Origin of the sequence: Streptomyces sp. NPDC127114, from assembly GCF_042677525.1 — a bacterium.
In the GTDB taxonomy this organism is placed as follows: Bacteria; Actinomycetota; Actinomycetes; order Streptomycetales; family Streptomycetaceae; genus Streptomyces.
This window is the reverse complement of sequence record NZ_JBHXTJ010000060.1, coordinates 1-23,111: the sequence shown is the minus strand read 5'-3', so window position 1 is coordinate 23,111 and position 23,111 is coordinate 1. Positions and strand designations below refer to the sequence as shown.

Sequence of the window (23,111 nt, the reverse complement as noted above, 5' to 3'; positions counted from 1 at the left end):
CGCCCGGATTAGCCTGGTACCAGAGTGGATTTATCCTGGTACAAGCAGTACCTGGCAACGGGCTGAGAGCCCCGGCACCCTGGGAGCATGACCGTCATGACGCTCGACACGGCAGGTACGGCGGGCACGTCCGGCGCGGCAGGTACGGCGGCCCGGGGCGGCGCGGCAGGTACGGCGGCCGCGGGCGGCGCGGCCCGGGACACCGACGTCCGGCGGCACGAACTCGCCGCCTTCCTGCGCAGCAGGCGCGAGCGGATCAGCCCCGAGCAGGTCGGGCTGCCCCGCGGCCGGCGCCGCCGCACCCCGGGACTGCGCCGCGAGGAGGTCGCCCAGCTCTCCGCCGTCGGCGTCACCTGGTACACGTGGCTGGAGCAGGCCCGGCCGATCCAGGTGTCCCCGCAGGTGCTCGACGCCCTCGCCGGCGCCCTGCTGCTCGACCCGACCGAGCGCACCCACCTCTTCTCCCTCGCCGGGCAGTCCGACCCGCACCCCGAGACGCCCTGCCCGACCGTCACGCCCGCGCTGCGCGCCCTGCTCGACCAGCTGGAGCCGATCCCGGCCGCCGTGCAGAACAGCCGCTACGACTTCCTCGCCCACAACCGCACCTTCGGACGGCTCTTCTGCGACCTGGACGCGCTGCCCCGCGAGGAGCGCAACAGCCTGTGGCTGGCCTTCACCAACGAGGAGTTCCGGGCCGCCGTCACCGACCTGCCCGAGGTGCTGCGCGCGCTGGCCGGCAAGCTGCGCGCCGCCATGGCCGAGCACCTCGCCGAACCGGCCTGGAAGGCGCTGCTCCAGCGCCTGGAGGAGGCCTCGCCCGAGTTCCGCGAGATCTGGGCGCGGCACGACGTGGTCGACCAGTCCGGCCGCGTCAAGCTCATCGACAACGCCCACGTCGGCCTGCTCCGCCTGGAGCACAACAACCTGTGGCTCGGCCCCGCCGCCGGCCCGCGCCTGGTCACGTACGTACCCGTCGACGAGGCCAGCCGCGCCGGGATCGAGCGGCTGCACGCGCTGGTCCGGGCGGAGGAGACCGCCCGGGCCCGTCAGGGCGAGGACGCCCTCGCCGTCGCCTGAGCCCCGGCTTCCTCCGCCCGCAGCCGCCGCGCCGTCCGCTCCGCCGTGCGCCGCGCCCACGGGCCGCTGCTGACCGCCCCCGCGAGCAGCACCGCCAGGCCGCAGCCGGTGACGACCCAGTACACCGGCTTGCTCGCCTCGACGAAGCCCTCGGTTGTGTAGGTCGCGGCCGAGGCCAGGCCCGCGGACAGGACCGCGCCCGCCACCGCGACGCCCAGCGTCTGCCCGGTCTGGCGGCTGGTGGAGGCCACGGCCGCCGCGACCCCGGCCTGGGCGCGGGGCATGCCCGACACCGCGGTGTTGGTGATCGGCGCGTTCACCAGGCCGAAGCCGATGCCGAAGACCACGTAGCCGGTGAACAGCAGCGGCGTGCTGGTCTCCGCGTGGAAGGCCGCGAACAGCAGCGCGCCGGTCGCCATCGCCGCGCCCGCGAGCAGCAGGGAGGGCCGGGGGCCGCGCGCCCCGACCAGGCGGCCGGACAGCGGCGCGAAGACGAAGGTCATCGCCGCCATCGGCAGCATGGAGAGCCCGGCGTGCAGGGCGGACAGGCCCCGGACGTCCTGGAGGTACAGGGTGTTGACGAAGAGGAAGGCGCCGAGCGCGGCGAAGGCGCAGACGGCGATCACGGTGGCGCCGCTGAACGGCGCGCTGCGGAAGAAGCGCAGGTCGATCAGGGGCTCGCGGCGCCTCGGCTCGTAGATCAGGACGCCGAGGAGGGCGAGCGCGGCGACGCCGGCGAAGAGCGCGCTGGTCTCGATGATCGCGTACGTGAGGGAGCCGAGCAGCACCGTCACAAGCACCTGGCCCACCGGGTCGGGCCGGCGGGGCCGGGGAGCGCGGGACTCGGGGACGTGGCGGAGGGTGAGGGCGAGCGCGGTGAGACCGATCGGCAGGTTCACCCAGAAGATGGCCCGCCAGCCGACCGACTCGACGAGCAGACCGCCCACGAGCGGCCCGGCCGCCATGGAGACGCCGACGACCGCGCCCCAGACGCCGATGGCACGGGCGCGTTCGGCCGGTTCGGTGAAGGTGTTGGTGATGATCGACATGGCGACCGGGTTCAGCATGGAGCCCCCCACGGCCTGCACCATCCGGAAGGCGACGAGGGTCTCCAGCGTCGGCGCGAGCGAGCACAGCAGCGAGCCGAGGACGAAGAGCACGAGGCCGGTGGTGAAGACCTTGCGGCGGCCGATCCGGTCGGCGGTGGAGCCGGAGAGCATGAGCAGCGAGGCGATCACGAGCGTGTAGGCGTCGATCGTCCACTGCATGCCGGAGACGGAGGCGTCGAGATCGCGCCGCATCGACGGCAGCGCCACGTTGAGCGCGGTGTTGTCCAGGCTCACGATCAGCAGACTCATGCAGCAGATCGCGAGGACGAGCCGTCGGCGGGAGCGGCTGAGCGGCGGCTTGGTGGGCTCGGACGGCGTGGGACCGGGCATGTGCGGATCGTACGGCTGTCTAAAGACTTGCGCAGTGCGGGACAATGGGCGAATGACCGCGTTCTCCCCTCTCGCCATCGGGCCGCACATCGTGCAGCCGCCGGTGGTGCTCGCCCCGATGGCCGGCATCACCAACGCCCCCTTCCGCACCCTCTGCCGTGAGTTCTCCGGAGGGAAGGGTCTGTTCGTCAGCGAGATGATCACGACGCGGGCACTGGTCGAGCGCAACGAGAAGACGATGCAGCTCATCCACTTCGACGCGACCGAGAAGCCGCGGTCGATCCAGCTGTACGGAGTGGACCCGGTGACCGTCGGCAAGGCCGTGCGGATGATCGTCGACGAGGACCTGGCCGACCACATCGACCTGAACTTCGGCTGCCCGGTGCCCAAGGTGACCCGCAAGGGCGGCGGCTCGGCGCTGCCGTACAAGCGGCCGCTGCTGCGGGCGATCCTGCACGAGGCCGTGACCAACGCGGGCGACCTGCCGGTCACGATGAAGATGCGCAAGGGCATCGACGACGACCACATCACGTATCTGGACGCGGGCCGGATCGCGGTCGAGGAGGGCGTCACGGCGATCGCCCTGCACGGCCGGACGGCCGCCCAGCACTACGGCGGCACGGCCGACTGGGACGCCATCGCCCGTCTGAAGGAGCACGTGCCGGAGATCCCGGTGCTCGGAAACGGCGACATCTGGTCGGCGGACGACGCGCTGCGGATGATGCGCGAGACCGGCTGCGACGGCGTGGTCGTGGGCCGCGGCTGCCTGGGCCGCCCGTGGCTGTTCGGCGACCTGGTGGCGGGCTTCGAAGGCACGGGGGCCTATGCGACGCCGGGGCTGCGGCAGGTCGCCGAGGTGATGGTGCGGCACGCGACGCTGCTCGGCGAGTGGATCGGCGACGAGACGCGCGGTGTCATCGACTTCCGCAAGCACGTGGCCTGGTACCTGAAGGGCTTCTCGGTCGGTTCGGAGATGCGCAAGAGGCTGGCGGTCACCTCGTCCCTGGACGAGCTGCGCGCTCAGTTGAGCGAGCTCGACCTGGACCAGCCGTGGCCGGCGGGGGCGGACGGTCCGCGCGGCCGTACGTCCGGAAACAACCGTGTCGTCCTGCCGGACGGCTGGTTGAAGGACCCGTACGACTGCGCCGGGATCAGCGAGGACGCCGAGCTGGACACGTCCGGAGGCTGAGATCCGGGCCGCTCGGAGGGCTCTCGGGCGAGTGATTCTCGCCACCCCTGATAGGGGTCGCGCTCAGATGAGCAGGTTACGGGCTTCTCTCCCGCTTGAAGGGTGGCACTGGGTGCCACCCTTTTTGTGTTCAAGAGTTGAACGCAGATGCTGGAATACGCGCTCATCTGAGCGTCGTACGCCTCCTTCGGGTCAAGTGGCCTTCGGGGCCTGAAAGCGGAAGCTACCCGTCAGTTACTTTCGAAGTGCTGGCGGACGGGTGGTTAAGACCGGGTGACCGGTAGGCGTACCTCCCCAGACGCCTTCGATCTGGGTATGTTCCTCGCCGTCAGGGCAGCCAACCGAGTCGTCGAGGAGTCGAGACCCGTGTCGGAAAACAATGATCAGAAGTTCGTGTACGACTTCACCGAGGGCAACAAGGATCTGAAGGATCTCCTCGGTGGCAAGGGCGCGAACCTGGCCGAGATGACCAACCTCGGTCTCCCGGTTCCTCCCGGCTTCACGATCACGACCGAGGCGTGCAAGACCTACCTCGACAGCGGCTCCGAGCCGGCCGAGCTCCGCGACGAGGTCAGCGCGCACCTCGACGCCCTCGAGCGGAAGATGGGCAAGAAGCTCGGCCAGGCCGACAGCCCGCTGCTCGTCTCCGTCCGCTCCGGCGCCAAGTTCTCGATGCCCGGCATGATGGACACCGTCCTCAACATCGGCCTCTCCGACAAGTCCGTCGAGGGCCTCGCCGCGCAGGCCGACAACGAGCGCTTCGCCTGGGACTCGTACCGCCGCCTGATCCAGATGTTCGGCAAGACCGTCCTCGGCGTGGACGGCGAGCTCTTCGAGGACGCCCTCGACGAGGCCAAGGCCGCCAAGAAGGTCTCCAGCGACACCGACCTCGACGCCGGCGACCTGAAGAAGCTCGTCAAGCAGTTCAAGAAGATCGTCAAGACCGCGACCGGCCGCGACTTCCCGCAGGACCCGCGCGAGCAGATGGATCTGGCCATCAAGGCCGTCTTCGACTCCTGGAACGGCGACCGCGCGAAGCTGTACCGCCGCCAGGAGCGCATCCCGCACGACCTCGGCACCGCCGTCAACGTCTGCTCCATGGTCTTCGGCAACCTCGGCCCGGACTCCGGCACCGGCGTCGCCTTCACCCGCGACCCCGCCTCCGGCCACCAGGGCGTCTACGGCGACTACCTGCAGAACGCGCAGGGCGAGGACGTCGTCGCCGGCATCCGCAACACCGTGCCGCTCGCCGAGCTCGAGTCGATCGACAAGAAGTCGTACGACCAGCTCATGCAGATCATGGAGACGCTCGAGACGCACTACAAGGACCTGTGCGACATCGAGTTCACCATCGAGCGCGGCCAGCTGTGGATGCTGCAGACCCGCGTCGGCAAGCGCACCGCCGGTGCCGCCTTCCGCATCGCCACCCAGCTCGTCGACCAGGGCCTCATCGACGAGGCCGAGGCGCTGCAGCGCGTCAACGGCGCCCAGCTCGCCCAGCTGATGTTCCCGAAGTTCGACGAGAACGCGAAGGTCGAGCAGCTCGGGCGCGGCATCGCCGCCTCCCCGGGTGCCGCCGTCGGCAAGGCCGTCTTCGACTCGTACACGGCCGTCAAGTGGTCCCGCTCCGGCGAGAAGGTCATCCTCATCCGCCGTGAGACCAACCCGGACGACCTGGACGGCATGATCGCCGCCGAGGGCATCCTCACCTCCCGCGGCGGCAAGACCTCGCACGCCGCCGTCGTCGCCCGCGGCATGGGCAAGACCTGTGTCTGCGGCGCCGAGGAGCTCGAGGTCGACACCAAGCGCCGCCGCATGACCACCGCCTCCGGCGTGGTCATCGAGGAGGGCGACGTCGTCTCCATCGACGGCTCCACCGGCAAGGTGTACGTCGGCGAGGTACCCGTCGTCCCGTCCCCGGTCGTCGAGTACTTCGAGGGCCGCATGCACGCCGGCGCCGACGACGCCGACGAGCTGGTCCAGGCCGTGCACCGGATCATGGCCTACGCCGACCGCGTCCGCCGCCTGCGGGTCCGCGCCAACGCCGACAACGCCGAGGACGCCTCGCGTGCCCGTCGCTTCGGCGCCCAGGGCATCGGCCTGTGCCGCACCGAGCACATGTTCCTCGGCGAGCGCCGCCAGTACGTCGAGCGCCTCATCCTCGCCGACACCGACGAGGAGCGCGAGGAGTCGCTGAAGGCCCTCCTGCCGCTGCAGAAGCAGGACTTCGTCGAGCTCTTCGAGGCGATGGACGGCCTGCCGGTCACCGTGCGCCTGCTCGACCCGCCGCTGCACGAGTTCCTGCCCGACATCACCGAGCTGTCGGTGCGCGTCGCCCTCGCCGAGGCCCGCAAGGAGCCGCACGAGAACGACCTGCGCCTGCTCCAGGCCGTGCACCGGCTGCACGAGCAGAACCCGATGCTGGGCCTGCGCGGCGTCCGCCTCGGCCTGGTCATCCCCGGCCTGTTCACCATGCAGGTCCGCGCCATCGCCGAGGCCGCCGCCCAGCGCATCGACGCCAAGGGCGACCCGCGCGCCGAGATCATGATCCCGCTCGTCGGCACCGTCCAGGAGCTGGAGCTGGTCCGCGAGGAGGCCGAGGCGGTCATCGCCGAGGTCCAGGCGCAGACCGGGATCGAGCTGAAGCTCGCGCTCGGCACCATGATCGAGCTGCCGCGCGCCGCCGTGACCGCCGGTCAGATCGCCGAGGCCGCCGAGTTCTTCTCCTTCGGCACCAACGACCTCACCCAGACGGTCTGGGGCTTCTCCCGCGACGACGTGGAGGCCAGCTTCTTCACCGCGTACCTGGAGAAGGGCATCTTCGGCGTCAGCCCCTTCGAGACCATCGACAAGGACGGCGTGGGCTCCCTGGTCCGCCAGGCCGTCGAGGCCGGCCGCGCCACCCGCCCGGACATCAAGCTCGGCGTCTGCGGCGAGCACGGCGGTGACCCGGAGTCGGTGCACTTCTTCCACGAGGTGGGCCTCGACTACGTCTCCTGCTCGCCGTTCCGGATCCCGGTGGCGCGTCTGGAGGCCGGCCGCGCGGCGGCCGAGTCGAAGGGCAGCGACAGCCGCTGACCTTCGGTTCAGTAGCAAAGACCACCGGAGCCGCCGTTCGTCCCCGACCCTCAAACCGATGGGCGGCGGCTCCGGTTTCCAGGAGAGACGGGGCGGACACCTTGTGCGGAGGTGTCCGCCCCGTCGTATTTCGTCCCCTCGGACTGTTGCATGATCGTTGGGGAAATGTGGGTTCCTGTTCAACTCATGCGCGGGCGAACATTGAATTATTCGTCCTTGAACATTCGCAAAGAATGAGACGGGCGCGACCCCCGGATCCCCACCCGGAGGTCGCGCCCTTTGGGTTCGTCGGGCGGGTGAGCCGCAACCCTCGCCGACCGCCGCCGGACGCGCCAAAGCCCCCCACGGTCTTCGTCGCGTCACCTCGGTCCTGAAGGTTTCCCGTCCGACGTGCACAGCTTTTCGGTTCCCGGCCGTTCGCCGCGAGGCTTTTCAAGTGTGGCTGAAACACCCTGGTAACGTGCAGTGATGATGTGCATACTCGTCCGCGGGGGTGGTTGCGAGTGCACAGGTGGGGGTTCCATGCTGCGGATTCATTTCACCGGAAACGACTTGGCGGGGGTGCGGATGGCCGCACAGCCGGACGTTCTGTGGGAAACGATTCTCAGTTTTCACCGTTTAAGGGACCGGCGCGGCTCCGTGGTCTACGGGGAATGGCGGTCCGAGGCCCGGATACGGCTGGGCGGCGAGACCCGGCTGCTGGCCGCGCTCGTCCCGAGCCGCGGCTATTTCCCCGACTTCCTCACCCCGCCCCAGGGCATCCTCGGCCTCGACGAGGGGCTTGACGCGGTCCGCGCCACGCCGCCCGCACGGCTCCGCTCCGAGCTCGCCCTGATCGGCGCCGCCCGCTCCGGGCGCCCCGCCGTGCCGTCCACCCTGCGGGCCCTCGCCGACGGCGGCTCCGGGATGTTCGGCCGGCTCCTCACCGCCCTGCGCGCCTACCACCGGGCCGCCGTCGAACCGTACTGGTCCCACATCCAGGCCCGGGTCGAGGCCGACCGGGCCCGCCGCGGCCGGGCCCTGCTCGACGGCGGGGCCGACGAACTCCTCGCGTCCCTGCCGCCGATGCTGCGCTGGCGCAGCCCCGTCCTGGAGGCCGACTACCCGGTCGACCGCGACGTCCACCTCGACGGCCGCGGGCTGCTGCTCCAGCCCTCGTACTTCTGCCGCGGCACCCCGGTCGTGCTGCGCGACCCCGAGCTGCCCCCGGTCCTGGTCTACCCGATCACCCACTGCGAGGCGCCGACCGTGCGGACCCCGGGCCTGCCGTCGCTCGCCAAGCTGGTCGGGCACACCCGCTCGGCCGTCCTGAACGCCATCGGCGACGGCGGCACCACCAGCGAACTGGCCCGCAGGGCCGGCGTGTCCCTCGCCTCCGCGAGCCAGCACGCCGGCGTCCTGCGGGAGGCCGGCCTGGTGGCCACGCTGCGCCACGGCAACGCGGTCCTGCACACCCTGACGCCGCTGGGCGCCGCCCTCCTCGGAGGGAACGGCGCCCAGGGCACGGTGCAGGCTCCCGCCTACGAGCGGACCGCCTACGCGCGGAACGGGCCGGTCACCTCGTAGGTGATGCCGCCCGACGAGCTGCCGCTGGTGCCGCGCTGGCTGGAGAAGTACAGCCGGCGGCCGTCGGGGGAGAAGGCCGGTCCGGTGATCTCGGAGGAGGACTGGCCGGTGATCCGCAGGAACGGCGCGACGACGTCGTCCGGCGTGATGATGCAGATCTCCATGGTGCCGCCGTCCTCGGCGACGAACAGGTCGCCCGAGGACGAGCCGGTGACGTTGTCCACACCGGTCAGCGGCGCGCCGCCGCCGGCCACCAGCGAGTCGTCGTAGGCCAGTTCGTACGTGCCGGCCGCCAGGTTGACCTGCCAGACCCGGTTGTCGCCCTTGGTCGTGAACCAGACGGTGTCGTTCGCGTAGTAGCAGCCCTCGCCGCCGTTGAACCGCTTGGCGCCGGAGACCTGGTTGCGGGTCGTGGTCGGCGCGCCGTCCGGGTCCGGGACCGTCTGCCAGGTGAAGGTGCCGGAGGTGGCGGTGCCGGCCTTGAAGACCTGGAGCGTGCCGGAGGAGAGGTTGCCCCAGGTGGTGGGCAGGAAGCGGTAGAAGCAGCCGTCCGTCTCGTCCTCGGTGAGGTAGATCGCCCGGCGCACCGGGTCGGCCGCGGCGGCCTCGTGCTTGAACTTGCCCATGGCGTCGCGGCGGACGGCCGCGTTCACGCCGTACGGGTCGGTCTCGTACACGTAGCCGAGGCTGACCTCCTCGCAGGACAGCCAGGTGTTCCACGGCGTCCTGCCGCCCGCGCAGTTCTGCCGGGTGCCGGAGAGGATGCGGTAGGCGCCGGTGACGGCGCCGGTCGAGCTGAACCTCACGGCGCTCGCGCCGCCGCTCGGGTTGATCTCCGAGTTGGACACGTAGATCCAGCCCGTTCCGTCGGCGAAGCAGGCGCCGCCGTCGGGGGCGTTGTGCCAGGTGTACGAGGTGCCCGGGACCGTCTGGCCGGACCGGGCGATCACCCGGCTGGTGAAACCGGCGGGCAGCTGGATGCCGTTGGCGTCCGCCGCGCCGAGGGCCCCGTAGGGGCCGGCGCCGGGCTGGGCGGGCGCGGCGGACGCCGACCCGGCCCAGAGGCTGCCGCCGAAGGCGGCGGCCGACGTGCCGATGACCGCTCCACGCAGGAAACTGCGTCGCTCCACGTCTCACTCCTGAGAGAGGGGGTGAACCGCCGCACCGGTCGGCGGCGGGTTCGCGCGCTTCCGGAACCTAGGGGTACGGAGTTGACCGGGCGTCAACGGACGGTGACGGGGAGGAGGCGGGCGCGGGGCGCGGGGGAGGGGTGACACGGGCCCGGTCGACAGCGAGGTCCGGCCGCTGGGTGACGGCACCTGGCTCACGTGCGAGCACGCGACGGACACCGTCCGTCGCTGGACGCTCTGAGGCGGGCCCGGGGACCTTCGGCACTGGCCCCGCCCGGGGCCGATCCGGGATCCTGGCCGTATGCGTGCCACCCGTGCCGTCCATGACATCGGCTCCCGCGACGACCTCGACGTCCTGCTGCGCCGCTTCTACGAAGCGGCCTTCGCCGACCCGCTCATCGGGCCGTACTTCACCGAGATCGCCGGCACCGACCTCGGCACCCACCTGCCGAGGATCACCGACTTCTGGGAGCGGGCCCTCTTCCGCGGTGCCGAGTACCGGCGCGACGCCTTCGGGCCGCATGCCGCCCTGCACTCGGCGCGACCGCTCACCGCCGCCCACTTCGGCCGCTGGGTGCAGCTGTGGCACGCCACGGTCGACGGCCTTCACCAGGGCCCGGTCGCCGAGCGCGCCAAGGCGCAGGGCGAGCGGATCGCCGTCGCCATGGTCCGGCGGCTCGGCGGGCGGGACGCGTCCACCGACGCGCCCGAGGGCGTCGGCGGCAGCGGCGGCTTCGTGCCGCTGGCGGCGCTCAGGCTGCGGTCGGCGGCCTGAGCGGAAAAGATTTCCGAGGAAAGTGCCGAGACGCCGATGAGTTCCGGCGGGTCCGCCCGTCTTAACTCCCGAAAGCGCCGACACGGCTCCTACGGAAGAAAGAGTGACACCATGGCCCCGCAGATGATCTTCGTGAACCTGCCGGTGAGGGACCTCGACGCCAGCAAGGCCTTCTACGAGCGGCTCGGCTACTCGATCAACCCGCAGTTCACGGACGAGACCGCCGCGTGCGTCGTCATCAGCGACACGATCTTCGCGATGCTGCTCACCGAGGAGAAGTTCCGGAGCTTCACCGCTCCCGGCAAGGAGATCTCCGACGCCACCAAGAACACCGAGGTGCTGATCACGCTGAGCGCCGAGAGCCGCGAGAAGGTCGACGAGCTCGCCGAGAAGGCGCTGGCCGCGGGCGGCAGCCCGGCGAAGGAGCCGATGGACATGGGCTTCATGTACGGCCGCTCCTTCGCCGACCCGGACGGCCACCACTGGGAGGTCTTCTGGATGGACGTGACGGCCGCCCAGGGCGACGCCGCGCAGGGCTGAGCCGGCACCGCGTAGATCAGGCCGAGACGCCGCCGTCGATCACCAGGTCCGTGCCGACGGCGGAGCCCGCCGCGTCCGAGGCGAGGTACAGCACCGCGGCCGCGATCTCGGCCGCCGAGGTCAAGAGCGGTGGTCGCGTCAGACCGTGCGGACCGGATAGACCGCCACCCTCACCTCGTCGTCGTCCAGGCACCGGCCCGTCTCCAGGTCGAAGCGCTGCTTCAGGAGGGGCGAGGCGACGAACGGCCGGCCCTCCGCCGAGCCGATCAGGCCGCGCGAGAGGACCTGCGCCCCCGTGAACGGGTCACGGTTGTCGATCGCGTACGTCCGGCCCGCCCGGTCCTTGAAGACCGCGGCCTGCCGGCCGTCCGGCAGCAGCGCCGCCACACCCCGGCCCGGGGTGAGCCGGGACTCCTCGCAGACCGTCATCCACGAGTCGTCGGACGGCGAGAGTTCGAGCGTCGTCATCGGGAGGTGGCTCCTTCCAGGGTGCCGATCGTGAGGATCTGGAGGTCCGGCTTGATCTGGTCGCGCTCCGGCACGAACCGCACGGAGGGGTCCGGCGCGTCCGGCGCGTTGACGAAGGACACGAACCGCCGCAGCCGGTCGGGGTCGTCCAGGGTGGCCGCCCACTCGTCCTGGTAGTCCGCGACGTGCGCCGCCATCAGCGCCTCCAGCTCGTCGCACAGGCCCAGCGAGTCGTTCACGATCACGTCCCGCAGGTGGTCGAGGCCGCCCTCCAGGCGCTCCAGCCACGTCGAGGTCCGCTCCAGGCGGTCGGCGGTGCGGATGTAGAACATCAGGAACCGGTCGATGAGGCGCACCAGTTCGGCGTCCGACAGGTCCTGGGCGAGCAGGTCGGCGTGGCGCGGGGTCGCGCCGCCGTTGCCGCCGACGTACAGGTTCCAGCCGCTCGCCGTCGCGATGATCCCGAAGTCCTTCGACTGGGCCTCCGCGCACTCGCGGGCGCAGCCCGAGACCGCCGACTTCAGCTTGTGCGGGGCGCGCAGACCGCGGTAGCGCAGCTCCAGCTGGATCGCCATCCTCACCGAGTCCTGCACGCCGTAGCGGCACCAGGTCTGTCCCACGCAGGACTTCACGGTGCGCAGCGCCTTGCCGTAGGCGTGCCCCGACTCGAAGCCCGCGTCGACCAGCCGGGTCCAGATCGAGGGGAGCTGGTCGACCCGCGCCCCGAAGAGGTCGATCCGCTGACCGCCGGTGATCTTCGTGTAGAGGCCGAAGTCGCGGGCCACCTCGCCGATCACGATCAGCTTCTCGGGAGTGATCTCGCCGCCGGGGATGCGCGGCACGACCGAGTAGGAGCCGTTGCGCTGCATGTTGGCGAGGAAGTGGTCGTTGGTGTCCTGGAGCGCGGCCTGCTCGCCGTCGAGGATGTACCCGTTGTTGAGGGAGGCGAGGATCGAGCCGACCGTCGGCTTGCACACCTCGCAGCCCTCGCCGCCCCTGGCCGCCTCGCGGCCGTGCGAGTCGAGGAGCGCGGCGAACGAGGTCAGGCGCAGCGTGCGGGCGATCTCGTAGAGCTCGCTGCGGGTGTACGAGAAGCAGCCGCAGAGCCCTTTGTCGGTGGCCGCCGGCAGCAGCTTCTCGATCACCTTCACGCAACTGCCGCAGCCCGTACCGGCCTTGGTGCACTTCTTCACCTCGGGCAGGCTCGTGCACTGGGTGATCGCGTGCTTGGTCACGTTGTGGCAGGAGCAGATGACGGCGTCGTCCGGCAGCGCGGAGGGGCCGAGCGCGACCGGCGCGCCCACGCCGGCCGGGAGCACCAGCTGCTCCGGGGAGACCGGCGGCCTGCTGCCGGTGAGCGGGCGCAGCATGCCGTACGACTCGGCGTCGCCGACCAGCACGCCGCCGAGCAGCCTGCCCTCGCCGTCGACGACGAGCTTCTTGTAGATCCCGGAGCGCGAGTCGGAGTAGACGACGTCCAGACAGCCCTCGGCGGTGCCGTGCGCGTCTCCGAAGGAGGCCACGTCCACGCCGAGCAGCTTCAGCTTGGTCGACAGGTCGGCGCCGGTGAAGCCCTTCGTGTCCTCCCCTTCGGGGCCGGCAATCGCCGCCGCCGCCGTCTGCGCCATCTCGTAGCCCGGCGCCACCAGGCCGTACACCCGGCCGTCCGAGGCCAGCGCGCACTCACCGATCGCGAACACCGCCGGGTCGGAGGTCCGGCACAGCTCGTCGACGGCGATGCCGCCGCGCTCGCCCACGTCCAGGCCGCAGTCGCGGGCCAGCTGGTCGCGCGGGCGGACGCCCGCTGAGAACACCACCATCTCCGTGGCCAGCTCGGAGCCGTCCGACAGGCGCATGGCCGTCACGGCGCCGTCCTCGGTGACGATCTCCTGGGTGCCCGTGCCGGTGTGGACGGTCAGCCCCATCTGCTCGATCGTGCGCAGCAGGGCCGCGCCGCCGCCCTCGTCGACCTGCACCGGCATCAGGCGCGGGGCGAACTCCACGATGTGGGTGTCGAGTCCGAGGCCCTTCAGGGCGCCGGCCGCCTCAAGACCGAGCAGACCGCCGCCGACGACCGCGCCCGTGGTCTTGTCCTTCGCGTACTCCTCGATCGCCAGCAGGTCCTCGATCGTCCGGTAGACGAAGCAGCCGCGGGCGTCCTTGCCGGGCACGGGCGGCACGAAGGGGTAGGAGCCGGTGGCGAGGACGAGGGTGTCGTACCCGAAGACCAGTCCGGAGCGGGCGGTCACCGTGCGGGCCTCCCGGTCGATCGTGACGGCCGGGTCGTCCGTGTACAGCTCGATGCCGTGCTTCTCCATGAAGCCGTCCTCGACCATCGACAGGTCGTCGGGCGTCCTGCCGGAGAAGTACGAGGTCAGCTGGACGCGGTCGTAGGCGGGGCGGGGCTCCTCGCAGAGCACCACGACGCGGGCCCGCGCGGTGACGCCCCGCTCCGCGAGCGCCTCCAGGAACCGCTGGCCGACCATGCCGTGGCCGACCAGGACGATGGTGGGGGTGGTCGGGGTCGTCATGTCAGGAGCCTCCGTCGTGGGTGAGCAGGTGCAGCAGGGGGGCGTCGGGCAGGGCCTCGTCGCCCTCCCAGGCCCGGGCGAGCGTGCCGACCGCGGCGAGGTCGCCGAGGAGCACGCCGCCGACGAGCCGGTCGCCACGGACGACGACCTTCCGGTAGGCCCGGCGGGTCGCGTCCGTGAGCTGCACGACGTCGTCGCCGGGGGCGGGGGTGGTCTCGCCGAACGCCGCGAGGTCGAGGGCGTCGGCGGCGCCGCCGAGGGTGAGGCGGGTGAGGGCACGGGTGCCGGTGTAGCGGGGGCCGCCCGCGGTGCCCGGGGCGGCGCCCGTGCGGAGCAGTTCCGCCAGGACGTCCGCCTGGTCGAGCGCCGGGCCGGCCAGGCCGTAGACCGTGCCGTCGTGCTCGGCGCAGTCGCCGATCGCGTGGATGTACGGGTCCGAGGTGCGCAGCTCGTCGTCGACCACGACGCCCGTACGGACGTCCAGGCCGGCCTCGCGGGCCAGCGCCACGCGCGGCCGGACACCGCACGCCAGGACCACCACCTGGGCGTCCAGGACGAAACCGTCGGCGAGTTCGACGGCGGTGACCGCGCCGTCCCGCTGCCGCAGACCGCTCACCCGGCACTCGGTGTGGACCTCGACGCCCAGCTCCTCCATGTGCGTGCGCAGGAGGGCCGAGGAGTGCGCGTCCAGCTGGCGCTCCATCAGACGCTCGCCCTGCTGGGTGAGCATCACCTCGGCGCCGAGCGCGGCGAGCGCGCGGGCCGCGGAGACGCCGAGCAGACCGCCGCCGATCACCACCGCCCGCACGCCGCGACCGACCAGGCCGCGCAGCGCGAGGCAGTCGTCGAGCGTACGGAACGGGTGGACCCCGGAAGGGAGTTCCGCGCCGCGCAGGCCCCGCAGCGGAGGCAGCACCGGTGCCGAGCCGGTCGCCAGGACCAGCCGGTCGTACGGGACGAGGGAGCCGTCCGCGCACTCCACGGTGCGGGCCGCGCGGTCGATCCGCACCGCCCGCACGCCGAGCCGCGAGGGCTCCCGCGGCTCGGGCAGCGCGATCACCTCGGGGCCGTAGCGGCCGGCGAGGACGTCCGCGAGCAGCAGCCGGTTGTACGGTGCGTACGGCTCCTCGCCGAGCAGGGTCACCGGCAGGCGCTGGGCGAGCCGGGCGCCCGCCGTTCCGCCCCCGACCACCACGATCCGTGTACTCATACCCGGAAGGGTGCGCGGCGGGTGTTACCCGACGGCATCCCGGCTGTTTCCCGCACGGAACGCTGATCTCACGGCGGCCCCGCCGCACTGTGAGGCTTAACCGGCCGTGAGCGCCTGCTCAAGACCGCCTTAAGGATCGCCGCGACGGCGCCGAACGGGCGGCCGGCGTATACGGGCCGCCCTAGGGTGCCGGACGTGACCACCGAGTCCCACCACCCGCTCTACACCCCGCTGCGCGTGCCCTTCACGGCTCCGGCCGCGCCCGCCGGGCCGCCCTCCGTGCCCGAGCCGCCGGCGCCCCGCCTCGCGCCCGGGCGGCTGCGCGGCGCGATCGTCGCCGGGGCCGGGGGCGTCGCGCTCTGCTGGGGCGCGCAGGCCCGGCCGTCCGCCCGGCTCGACGCGTTCTTCGCCGGCGGCGCCCACCTCACCGGTCTGCTCGCCGGGTACGGGGTGCTCGTCATGCTGCTGCTCATGGCCCGGGTCCCGGCCGTGGAACACGGGGTCGGCGCCGACCGGCTCGCCCGCTGGCACGCCGTCGGCGGCCGGTACGTCCTCGGGCTGGTCGCCGCCCACGCGCTCCTCGCCCTGTGCGGCTACGCCGCCCACACCGGCACCGACCTGGTCACCGCGGGCCGCGGCCTGCTCCGCTACCCGTGGCTCGCCGCCGCCTGCGCGGGCACGCTGCTGTTCGCCGCCGTCGGCGCCTCCTCCGCCCCGTACGTACGGCGCCGGATCCGGCACGAGACCTGGCGCGGGCTCCATCTGCTCAGCCATCTCGCCGCCGCCCTCGGCTTCGTGCACCAGCTCGCCGGGCCCGACCTGGCCTCCTCGCCGCTCCTCGTCTGGCTCTGGTCGATGGCCCACGCGACCGTCGCCGTCCTGCTCGTCTGGTACCGGATCGCCGTGCCGGTACGGCGGGCGCTGCGGCACGGACTGCGGGTCGCCGAGGTGCGCTCGGAGAGTCCCGACGTCGTCTCGGTGCTCGTCCGCGGCAGGGGAGTGGCCGAGCTGAAGGCCGAACCCGGGCAGTTCTTCCGCTGGCGGTTCCTGCGGCCAGGCCTGTGGTCCACCGCCCTGCCGTTCTCGCTGTCCGCGCCCGTCCGCGACGACACCCTGCGGATCACCGTGAAGGCGCTGGGGGACCACACCCGCCGGATCCGCCGGCTGCGCCCCGGCACCCAGGTGCTCGCCACCGGGCCCTTCGGCGCGCTCACCGCCCACCGCCGCACCCGTCGCAAGGTGCTCCTGCTCGCCGGCGGCGTCGGCATCACGCCGCTGCGCGCCCTGTTCGAGACGCTGCCCGGCGGCCCCGGCGACCTCACGCTGCTCTACCGCGCCTCCGACGCGAGCGGACTCGTGCTCCGCGAGGAGCTGGAGGCCATCGCGCGGGAGCGGCGGGCCGCCCTGCACTACCTCCTCGGCCGCTCGGGCGATCCCTTCGACCCCCTCGCCCCGCGCGCCCTGCGCGACCTGGTGCCGGACCTCGCCGCCCACGACGTCTACCTGTGCGGGCCGCCGGGGATGGCCCGGGCGGCCACCGAGTCCCTGACCCGGGCCGGGGTGCCGGCCCACCGCATCCACAGCGAGGACTTCAGCCATGCGCAGTGACCGCACCCCACGTCACCGGGCCGCCGCTCCACACGGCACCGCGCGCCGGACCGCCGCCCGCCGGGCCACCGCGGGCCGGGCCCCCGCCCACCGTGCCGCCCGGGTGCATCCGGCCGACGTGCTGCGACGGCGGGTCGCCGGAACACTGCTCGCGGCCGGGGCGTTCGCCGCCACCCTGCTGACCGTCACACTCGATCCGGCCGCGCCGCCCGCCCCGGACCGCGGGCACGGCCCCGGGGCCGTAACCTCTGACGTTGCTCAAGAGTCCCGGGACTGAGGCAACACCCATACATCGGCGGCCAGGGCCTGTCCGGCGGATCAGGGCCGGATAGGCCCTAGGCTCACGACCATGCCTGACATCACCCTGACCACTCTGGTCCTGCTCTGTCTCGCGGCGCTCGTCGCCGGCTGGATCGACGCCGTGGTCGGCGGCGGCGGGCTGCTCCTGCTGCCCGCGCTGCTGCTCGGGCTGCCGCAGGTGCCGGCCGCGCAGGTCCTCGGCACCAACAAGGCCGTGGCGATCGTCGGCACCTCCGGCGCGGCCGTCACCTATGTGCGCAAGGCGCCGGTGAAGGTGGGGACGGCGGTGCGGATCGGGCTCGCCGCGCTCGCGGGGTCGATGGGCGGCGCCTTCTTCGCGGCCGGGATCAGCAGCGACGTGCTGCGGCCGGTGATCATGGTGGTGCTGCTCGGGGTGGCGGCCTTCGTGATGCTCCGGCCGTCCTTCGGCACCCGCCCGGAGGGCGCCGAACGGCCGCCGCTCACCCGCGCCAGGATCGTCACCGCGATCGTCGTGGTCGGCGGCGGCATCGGCTTCTACGACGGCCTCTTCGGGCCCGGCACCGGCACCTTCCTGGTGCTCGCGCTGACCGCCGTGCTCCACCTGGACCTGGTGACCGCCTCCGCCACCGCCAAGATCGTCAACGTCTGCACCAACGCGGGCGCGCTCGCCATGTTCGCCTACCAGGGCCATGTGATGTGGCTGCTGGCGGCGGTCATGGCCGTCTTCAACCTGGCCGGCGGCATGGTCGGCGCGCGCATGGCGCTGAGCAAGGGCGCCGAGTTCGTGCGCGGCGTGCTGCTCGTGGTCGTCTTCTCGCTGGTCGCGAAGCTCGCCTTCGACCAGTGGAGCTGAGGCTCAGCGGACGCCGATGAGGTGGCCGAAGGCGACCACGTTGCCCTGGTAGCCGCCGGACTTCCGGGAGAAGCCGCCGCCGCAGGTGATCACCCGGATCTCGGCCCGGTCCGCCTCGCCGTACACCTTGGCGTCCGGGAAGCGGTCCTTCTCGTAGACCTCGATCGCGTCGATGGTGAACACGGCGGTGCGGCCGTCCTGCCGGTCCACCTCGATGCGGTGGCCCTTCTTCAGCGCGCCGAGCGCGTAGAAGACGGCCGGGCCCTGCGCGTTGTCGACGTGTCCGGCGACGATCGCGGTGCCCTCGGCTCCGGGCCGCGTGCCGTCCTCGTACCAGCCGGCCAGGTTGCGGTCGGCCGCCGGCGGCACGTCGAGCGCGCCGGCCGGGTCGAGCCCGAGGCCCATCAGGGGCGTGTCCACGTCGATCTCGGGGATGCGCAGCCGTACGGGCTCGGAGGGCGGCAGCGGATCGGCGGCGGCGTCGGTGTGGACGCTCGGCCCGGCGGCGAAGGCCTGCGCGGCCGAGGGCACGGGCGGTGTGACCTCGCCCGAACCGTTCTGGATCATCCACAGCCCCACGCAGGCGGCGATGGCTATGCCCCAGCCCTTGCTGCTGTTGCTCACGGGCGTGCATCCCTCCGGTGCGGTCCCTGTGGTCCTGCCCCCGCCGGGCCTCGACGGGCGCGCGGCGGGGGCAGGACGGTGGCGGTACGGTCAGCCGTCCTGCGCGCCGCTCGCCCGGCGGCGCAGGAGCCATGTACCGCCGACGGCGGCCGCGGCCAGCACCGCCGCGCCCGCCGCGACCTGGGTGTGGTCGGGACCCACGCTGCCGCCGACGCCGGTCCGCACATGGCCGCTGGGGTTCTTGTGCTTGACGACCAGCTCGCCGCGGGCCGTCTTGCCGTTGTCGCAGGCCACGCTGATCCAGTAGGTGCCGGCCTTGGCGTGGTGCGGCACCGTGAACTGGCCGACCACGACCTCCTTGTGCGTGCTGGGGTTGAGCTGGAACTCGCCCGCGCCGAGCGAGTTCGCGTCGCCCACGCCGTGGCCGTGCTTGCCGCAGGCGAGGGTGTTCACGGTGACGGTGGTGCCCGGGTCGGCGGAGGAGGGGAAGACCTCCAGCGCGTGCGAGTCGTGGTGCGAGTCCTTGCGCGGCTCGTTCTGCGGGTCGCCGTTCGCGTGGGCCAGGGGCGAGGCGAACGCGCCGAGGGCGACGACGGCCAGCGCGGTACCGGTGAGAAGGGGGACAGGGGTGCGGCGCATGTGGGGGCCTCCGTGGCGCGCGGACGGTCTTCCGGAAAGGGGCTTCCGTAGGACCGAGGTAAATGCGTGTACGCGCCCGGCGCCTGCTGATGGGGAATCAGAATTAGTCCGTCCGGTGCGGCGCGTCGCCTGGAATCCGGGCGTTTTCGCAGGTCGGAGCGGGTTACGAGGCGTCAGCTGACGGTCCGTGCCGAACGGGTGACCGGCGGCGGGGCGAGGGGCCGGAAATCGCCGCTTGACCTCAAGTGAACTTGAGGTCTCAAGATCCTCGGCATGGACACCACGAACTCCGCCGCCGCCGTCACCCCTGCCGCCGACGCCACTCGCTCTGTCACCGATGCCGCCGCCTCTGCCGCCGATGCCGCCACGCCTGCCGCCGATGCGGCCGCCTCTGCCGCCGCCCCGACGGCGCCCGCGTCCCCGCTGAACCTCGCCGTCATCGTCGCCAGCAACCGCGAAGGCCGCTTCGGCCCCGTCGTCGCCGACTGGTTCACCTCCCGCACCGACGGGCGCGAGGACTTCACCACCCACGTCCTCGACCTCGCCGACGTCGACCTGCCCACCGCCCTCTCGTACCGGCCGGGCCCCGCCGTCCGCGCCGAGCTCGACCGGGTGAGCCCGGTCCTCGCCGGCGCCGACGCCTTCGTGGTCGTCACCCCCGAGTACAACCACTCCTTCCCCGCCGCCCTGAAGTCCCTCATCGACTGGCACTTCGGCGAGTGGCAGGCCAAGCCCGTCGGCTTCGTCTCCTACGGCGGGATCTCCGGCGGCCTGCGCGCCGTCGAGCAACTCCGCCAGATCTACGCCGAGATGCACGCCGTCACCGTCCGCGACACCGTCTCCTTCCACTCCGCCCGGAGCCGCTTCGACGCCGACGGCAGGCCCGTGGACCCGACCGGCCCCGACGCCGCCGCCAAGACCATGCTCGACCAGCTCGCCTGGTGGGCCCGCGCCCTGAAGGACGCCAAGTCCGTCCGCCCGTACGCCGGTTGACCGGGAGGCACCGCCATGCTGCTGCGACTCGTCCTCACCCGGCTCGGCCCCCACCGGCCGGCGCTCGCGCTCCTCGTGCTGCTCCAGCTCGTCCAGAGCCTCGCCTCCCTCACCCTGCCCACGCTCAACGCGGGCGTCATCGACGAAGGCGTCCTGCGTGGCGACACCGGCCGCGTGCTGTCCGGCGGCGGCCTGATGCTCGCCGTGACCCTGCTCCAGGCCGCCGCCGCGGCCGCCGCCACGTACACCGGCGCCCGGATCGCCATGGGCGTCGCCCGCGACCTGCGCTCCGAGGCCTTCCGCCGGGTCCAGGACTTCTCCGCCCGCGAGACCGCACGCTTCGGCACCGCGTCCCTCATCACCCGCACGACCAACGACGTCCAGCAGATCCAGACCTTCACCGTCCTGGTCCTGACCATGCTGGTCGCCGCGCCCCTGCTGTGCGTGGGCGGGCTCGTGATGGCCCTGCGCCAGGACGTGCCGCTCTTCCTCGTCCTGCTGCTCTTCGTCCCCGTGATGACCGGCTCCGTCGGTGCCGTCGTGCTGCGCCTGCGGCCGCTCTTCCGCGGCATGCAGCGACGCCTCGACCGGGTCAACCGGCTGCTGCGCGAACAGATCACCGGCATCCGGGTCGTCCGTGCCTTCGTCCGCGACCGGCACGAGCAGCGCCGCTTCGGCGCCGCCAACGGCGAACTGCTCGACGTCGGCCTGCGCGCCGGCCGGCTCCAGGCCGTCATGTACCCGGTCGTCCTCGTCGTCTGGGAGGCCACCACCATCGGCCTGGTCTGGACCGGCGCCCACCGCCTGGACTCCGGCGCCCTGCAGCCCGGCGCGCTCGTCGCCTTCCTCGGCTACCTGCTCCAGATCGGCATGTCCGTGATGATGGTGACCTTCCTCTTCCTGCACATGCCCCGCGCCGAGGTCAGCGCCGAACGCGTCCGCGAACTCCTCGACACCACGCCCTCGGTCACCCCGCCCGCCGCGCCCCTGCCGCCCGCCGGCGACCCCGGCCGGCTCGACCTCGACGGCGTCGGCTTCCGCTACCCCGGCGCCGAGGAACCCGTCCTCACCGACATCACCCTCAGCGCCCGCCCCGGCCGCACCCTCGCGATCGTCGGCTCCACCGGCAGCGGCAAGTCCACCCTCCTCGGCCTCGTCCCGCGGCTCCACGACGCCACCGGCGGCCGGGTCGCCGTCGGCGGCACCGACGTCCGCGACCTCGACCCGGCCCTGCTCGCCCGTACGGTCGGACTCGTCCCGCAGGCGCCGTACCTCTTCTCCGGCACGGTGGCGAGCAACCTGCGCTACGGGAGACCGGACGCCACCGACGAGGAGCTGTGGCACGCGCTCGGCGTCGCCCAGGCCGCCGACTTCGTCCGGGCGCTGCCCGACAGCCTCGACGCGCCCGTCTCCCAGGGCGGCACCAACCTCTCCGGCGGCCAGCGGCAGCGGCTCGCGATCGCCCGGGTGCTCGTCGCCCGGCCCCGGATCTACCTCTTCGACGACTCCTTCTCCGCCCTCGACAACACCACCGACGCGCGGCTGCGGGCCGCCCTCGCCGGCGAGACCGCCGACGCCACCGTCGTCATCGTCGCCCAGCGGGTCTCCACCGTCCGCGACGCCGACCGGATCGTCGTCCTCGACCGGGGCCGCGTCGTCGGCACCGGCAGCCACGCCGACCTGCTCGCGGACAACCCGACGTACCAGGAGATCGTCCGCTCCCAGCTCACCGACGCGCCCCACGAGGAGGCCGCGGCATGACCACCTCAGCTCCCGCCAGGAAGGCCGGACCGGACGGCACCGCCCCCACCGCCCCCTCCCGCCGGGCCGCCTCGGGCGAGGCGGCGTCCGGACACGGAACCGGCCGGGCGGCCCCCGACCGCACCCCCGCCCGCCTCGGACCCGCCGCCGCCCAGCGCGGCCCCGGCCTCGCCACGCCCGCCCTCGAACGCTCCCTGGACTTCCGCGCCTCCGGCCTGCGCCTCCTGCGCGTCCTCGCGCCCGACCGCCCGCTGCTCCTCGCCGTGCTCACCGCCGCGGCCCTCGCCGTCGCCCTCAACGTCCTCTCGCCGAAGATCCTCGGCGAGGCCACCGACCTCGTCGTCTCCGGCGCCCGCACGCCCGAGGGCGTCGACTTCGGGGCCGTCGGCCGGACCCTGGCCGCCTCCGCCGCCGTCGTCGCCGGGGCCGCCGTCCTCATCTGGCTGCAGCAGCGGCTCGCCACCACCGTCGTCCAGCGGGCCGGCCACCGGCTGCGGGCCCGCGCCCAGGCCAAGCTGTCCCGGCTGCCGCTCTCCCACGTCGACCGCCAGTCGCGCGGCGAGCTGCTCTCCCGCACCACCAACGACATCGACAACGTCGTCCAGACCCTCCAGCAGGCCTTCAGCCAGATGATCCGGGCGCTGCTGACGCTCGTGGGCGTGCTCGTGATGATGTTCTGGATCTCGCCGCTGCTCGCGCTCGTGGTCCTCGGCACCGTGCCCGTCTCGGTCGGCGTCGCGGCCTTCGTCGGCCGCCGTGCCCAGCCGCAGTTCGTGAAGCAGTGGGCGGTCACCGGCCGGCTCAACGGCCACGTCGAGGAGATGATCACCGGCCACGCCGAGGTCGTCGCCTTCGGCCGCCGGGCCGAGGCCGTCGCCCGCTTCGACGAGCTCGGCGAGGAGCTGTACCGGGCGGGCTTCCGCGCCCAGTTCGTCTCCGGCTTCATCCAGCCCGCCCTCACCCTGGTCGGCAACCTCACCTACGTCGTCGTCGCCGTGCTCGGCGGACTGCGGGTGGCGAGCGGCAGCCTGAGCGTGGGAGACGTGCAGGCCTTCATCCAGTACGGCTACGAGTTCAACGGCCCCGTCACCCAGGTCGCCGCCATGGCCAACCTGCTCCAGTCCGGAGTGGCGTCCGCAGAACGGGTCTTCGCCCTCCTCGACGCCGAGGAGGAGACCCCGGACCCGGCGGCACCCGAGCGCCCGGAGCAGCCCCCCGGCCGCGCCTCCGGCCGCGTCTCCTTCGAGAAGGTGTCCTTCCGGTACGAGGAGGACAAGCCGCTGATCGAGGACCTGTCGCTCGCGGTCGAGCCGGGCCACACCGTCGCGATCGTCGGCCCGACCGGCGC

General features: G+C 72.7%; 19 protein-coding genes and 1 pseudogene. 12 read left to right on the top strand and 8 right to left on the bottom strand.

Features of this window, described 5'->3' with window-relative positions:
• The first annotated feature begins 87 nt into the window (after positions 1-87).
• Positions 88-1,077: a helix-turn-helix domain-containing protein gene (locus ACFVGS_RS34570; RefSeq protein WP_384415552.1), complete on the top strand. Its 990-nt coding sequence runs from the start codon at positions 88-90 to the stop codon at positions 1,075-1,077.
• On the opposite strand, the gene ACFVGS_RS34565 is transcribed toward ACFVGS_RS34570, so the two are convergent.
• Entirely contained in the window at positions 1,047-2,516 is a 1,470-nt protein-coding gene (locus ACFVGS_RS34565) for an MFS transporter (protein ID WP_384415554.1), read from the bottom strand. The genes ACFVGS_RS34570 and ACFVGS_RS34565 overlap by 31 nt on opposite strands.
• A 52-nt stretch (positions 2,517-2,568) precedes the next feature.
• Between ACFVGS_RS34565 and dusB the strand changes: the two genes are divergently transcribed.
• The 3 genes from dusB to ACFVGS_RS34550 all read left to right on the top strand — a co-directional run bounded on the left by dusB (position 2,569) and on the right by ACFVGS_RS34550 (position 8,349).
• Positions 2,569-3,705 (top strand): tRNA dihydrouridine synthase DusB, encoded by a 1,137-nt coding sequence (dusB, locus tag ACFVGS_RS34560; RefSeq protein ID WP_385696142.1) that lies wholly within the window; start codon positions 2,569-2,571, stop codon positions 3,703-3,705.
• 366 nt (positions 3,706-4,071) lie between these two features.
• Positions 4,072-6,783 (top strand): pyruvate, phosphate dikinase, encoded by a 2,712-nt coding sequence (gene ppdK, locus ACFVGS_RS34555; RefSeq protein WP_385696139.1) that lies wholly within the window; start codon positions 4,072-4,074, stop codon positions 6,781-6,783.
• Between the two features lie 522 nt (positions 6,784-7,305).
• Positions 7,306-8,349, top strand: coding sequence for a helix-turn-helix domain-containing protein (locus ACFVGS_RS34550; protein ID WP_384415563.1), 1,044 nt, complete (start codon positions 7,306-7,308; stop codon positions 8,347-8,349).
• On the opposite strand, the gene ACFVGS_RS34545 is transcribed toward ACFVGS_RS34550, so the two are convergent.
• Positions 8,319-9,479, bottom strand: a complete 1,161-nt coding sequence (locus ACFVGS_RS34545; RefSeq protein ID WP_384415566.1) for an alkaline phosphatase PhoX — start codon at positions 9,477-9,479, stop codon at positions 8,319-8,321. The two genes, ACFVGS_RS34550 and ACFVGS_RS34545, sit on opposite strands and share 31 nt — an antisense overlap.
• A gap of 301 nt (positions 9,480-9,780) precedes the next feature.
• On the opposite strand from ACFVGS_RS34545, the gene ACFVGS_RS34540 reads away from it, so the two are divergent.
• Complete coding sequence (locus ACFVGS_RS34540) at positions 9,781-10,254, top strand: group III truncated hemoglobin (protein ID WP_384415569.1); 474 nt, start codon at positions 9,781-9,783, stop codon at positions 10,252-10,254.
• 111 nt (positions 10,255-10,365) lie between these two features.
• Positions 10,366-10,794, top strand: a complete 429-nt coding sequence (locus ACFVGS_RS34535) for a VOC family protein (protein WP_385696134.1) — start codon at positions 10,366-10,368, stop codon at positions 10,792-10,794.
• Between the two features lie 16 nt (positions 10,795-10,810).
• Here ACFVGS_RS34535 and ACFVGS_RS34530 read toward each other — a convergent pair.
• The 4 genes and pseudogenes from ACFVGS_RS34530 to ACFVGS_RS34515 all read right to left on the bottom strand — a co-directional run.
• Positions 10,811-10,909, bottom strand: a pseudogene (locus ACFVGS_RS34530) (short-chain dehydrogenase); the annotation flags it as partial.
• Positions 10,910-10,932: 23 nt separating this feature from the next.
• Positions 10,933-11,262, bottom strand: coding sequence for a nitrite reductase small subunit NirD (gene nirD, locus ACFVGS_RS34525; protein WP_384415575.1), 330 nt, complete (start codon positions 11,260-11,262; stop codon positions 10,933-10,935).
• Positions 11,259-13,793 carry a nitrite reductase large subunit NirB gene (gene nirB, locus ACFVGS_RS34520; RefSeq protein WP_384415578.1) on the bottom strand — a complete coding sequence of 845 codons (2,535 nt, stop codon included), beginning with the start codon at positions 13,791-13,793 and terminating at the stop codon, positions 11,259-11,261. The genes nirD and nirB overlap by 4 nt, the downstream gene beginning before the upstream one ends.
• Position 13,794: 1 nt before the next feature.
• The gene (locus ACFVGS_RS34515; RefSeq protein ID WP_384415581.1) at positions 13,795-15,003 is read right to left on the bottom strand and encodes an NAD(P)/FAD-dependent oxidoreductase; all 1,209 of its coding nucleotides are present in this window, start codon (positions 15,001-15,003) and stop codon (positions 13,795-13,797) included.
• A 186-nt stretch (positions 15,004-15,189) separates the two neighbouring features.
• On the opposite strand from ACFVGS_RS34515, the gene ACFVGS_RS34510 reads away from it, so the two are divergent.
• From ACFVGS_RS34510 to ACFVGS_RS34500, 3 genes are all read left to right on the top strand, one after another.
• Entirely contained in the window at positions 15,190-16,611 is a 1,422-nt protein-coding gene (locus ACFVGS_RS34510) for a ferric reductase-like transmembrane domain-containing protein (RefSeq protein ID WP_385696130.1), read from the top strand.
• On the top strand, positions 16,601-16,888 hold the full coding sequence (locus tag ACFVGS_RS34505; RefSeq protein WP_385696127.1) for a hypothetical protein: 288 nt from the start codon (positions 16,601-16,603) through the stop codon (positions 16,886-16,888). The genes ACFVGS_RS34510 and ACFVGS_RS34505 overlap by 11 nt, the downstream gene beginning before the upstream one ends.
• A 72-nt stretch (positions 16,889-16,960) precedes the next feature.
• Positions 16,961-17,746 (top strand): sulfite exporter TauE/SafE family protein, encoded by a 786-nt coding sequence (locus ACFVGS_RS34500; RefSeq protein ID WP_384415590.1) that lies wholly within the window; start codon positions 16,961-16,963, stop codon positions 17,744-17,746.
• 3 nt (positions 17,747-17,749) lie between these two features.
• On the opposite strand, the gene ACFVGS_RS34495 is transcribed toward ACFVGS_RS34500, so the two are convergent.
• On the bottom strand, positions 17,750-18,370 hold the full coding sequence (locus ACFVGS_RS34495; RefSeq protein WP_384415593.1) for a class F sortase: 621 nt from the start codon (positions 18,368-18,370) through the stop codon (positions 17,750-17,752).
• Positions 18,371-18,460: 90 nt separating this feature from the next.
• On the bottom strand, positions 18,461-19,009 hold the full coding sequence (locus ACFVGS_RS34490; protein ID WP_384415596.1) for a hypothetical protein: 549 nt from the start codon (positions 19,007-19,009) through the stop codon (positions 18,461-18,463).
• A gap of 273 nt (positions 19,010-19,282) precedes the next feature.
• Between ACFVGS_RS34490 and ACFVGS_RS34485 the strand changes: the two genes are divergently transcribed.
• The 3 genes from ACFVGS_RS34485 to ACFVGS_RS34475 all read left to right on the top strand — a co-directional run.
• Entirely contained in the window at positions 19,283-20,002 is a 720-nt protein-coding gene (locus ACFVGS_RS34485) for an NADPH-dependent FMN reductase (protein ID WP_384415599.1), read from the top strand.
• 15 nt (positions 20,003-20,017) lie between these two features.
• Positions 20,018-21,763 (top strand): ABC transporter ATP-binding protein, encoded by a 1,746-nt coding sequence (locus tag ACFVGS_RS34480; RefSeq protein WP_384415602.1) that lies wholly within the window; start codon positions 20,018-20,020, stop codon positions 21,761-21,763.
• A partial coding sequence (locus tag ACFVGS_RS34475) for an ABC transporter ATP-binding protein (RefSeq protein WP_385696123.1) occupies positions 21,760-23,111 on the top strand: 1,352 nt, incomplete at its 3' end. The genes ACFVGS_RS34480 and ACFVGS_RS34475, both read left to right, overlap by 4 nt.

What these genes read in the sequence shown, in the direction of transcription:
- ACFVGS_RS34515 (WP_384415581.1), bottom strand. Translation starts at nt 15,003, where the DNA reads ATGAGTACACGGATCGTGGTGGTCGGGGGCGGAACGGCGGGCGCCCGG.
- nirB (WP_384415578.1), bottom strand. Translation starts at nt 13,793, where the DNA reads ATGACGACCCCGACCACCCCCACCATCGTCCTGGTCGGCCACGGCATG.
- dusB (WP_385696142.1), top strand. Translation starts at nt 2,569, where the DNA reads ATGACCGCGTTCTCCCCTCTCGCCATCGGGCCGCACATCGTGCAGCCG.
- ACFVGS_RS34490 (WP_384415596.1), bottom strand. Translation starts at nt 19,009, where the DNA reads ATGCGCCGCACCCCTGTCCCCCTTCTCACCGGTACCGCGCTGGCCGTC.
- nirD (WP_384415575.1), bottom strand. Translation starts at nt 11,262, where the DNA reads ATGACGACGCTCGAACTCTCGCCGTCCGACGACTCGTGGATGACGGTC.
- ACFVGS_RS34565 (WP_384415554.1), bottom strand. Translation starts at nt 2,516, where the DNA reads ATGCCCGGTCCCACGCCGTCCGAGCCCACCAAGCCGCCGCTCAGCCGC.
- ACFVGS_RS34505 (WP_385696127.1), top strand. Translation starts at nt 16,601, where the DNA reads ATGCGCAGTGACCGCACCCCACGTCACCGGGCCGCCGCTCCACACGGC.
- ACFVGS_RS34570 (WP_384415552.1), top strand. Translation starts at nt 88, where the DNA reads ATGACCGTCATGACGCTCGACACGGCAGGTACGGCGGGCACGTCCGGC.
- ACFVGS_RS34480 (WP_384415602.1), top strand. Translation starts at nt 20,018, where the DNA reads ATGCTGCTGCGACTCGTCCTCACCCGGCTCGGCCCCCACCGGCCGGCG.
- ACFVGS_RS34535 (WP_385696134.1), top strand. Translation starts at nt 10,366, where the DNA reads ATGGCCCCGCAGATGATCTTCGTGAACCTGCCGGTGAGGGACCTCGAC.
- ACFVGS_RS34485 (WP_384415599.1), top strand. Translation starts at nt 19,283, where the DNA reads ATGGACACCACGAACTCCGCCGCCGCCGTCACCCCTGCCGCCGACGCC.
- ACFVGS_RS34540 (WP_384415569.1), top strand. Translation starts at nt 9,781, where the DNA reads ATGCGTGCCACCCGTGCCGTCCATGACATCGGCTCCCGCGACGACCTC.
- ACFVGS_RS34500 (WP_384415590.1), top strand. Translation starts at nt 16,961, where the DNA reads ATGCCTGACATCACCCTGACCACTCTGGTCCTGCTCTGTCTCGCGGCG.
- ACFVGS_RS34550 (WP_384415563.1), top strand. Translation starts at nt 7,306, where the DNA reads ATGCTGCGGATTCATTTCACCGGAAACGACTTGGCGGGGGTGCGGATG.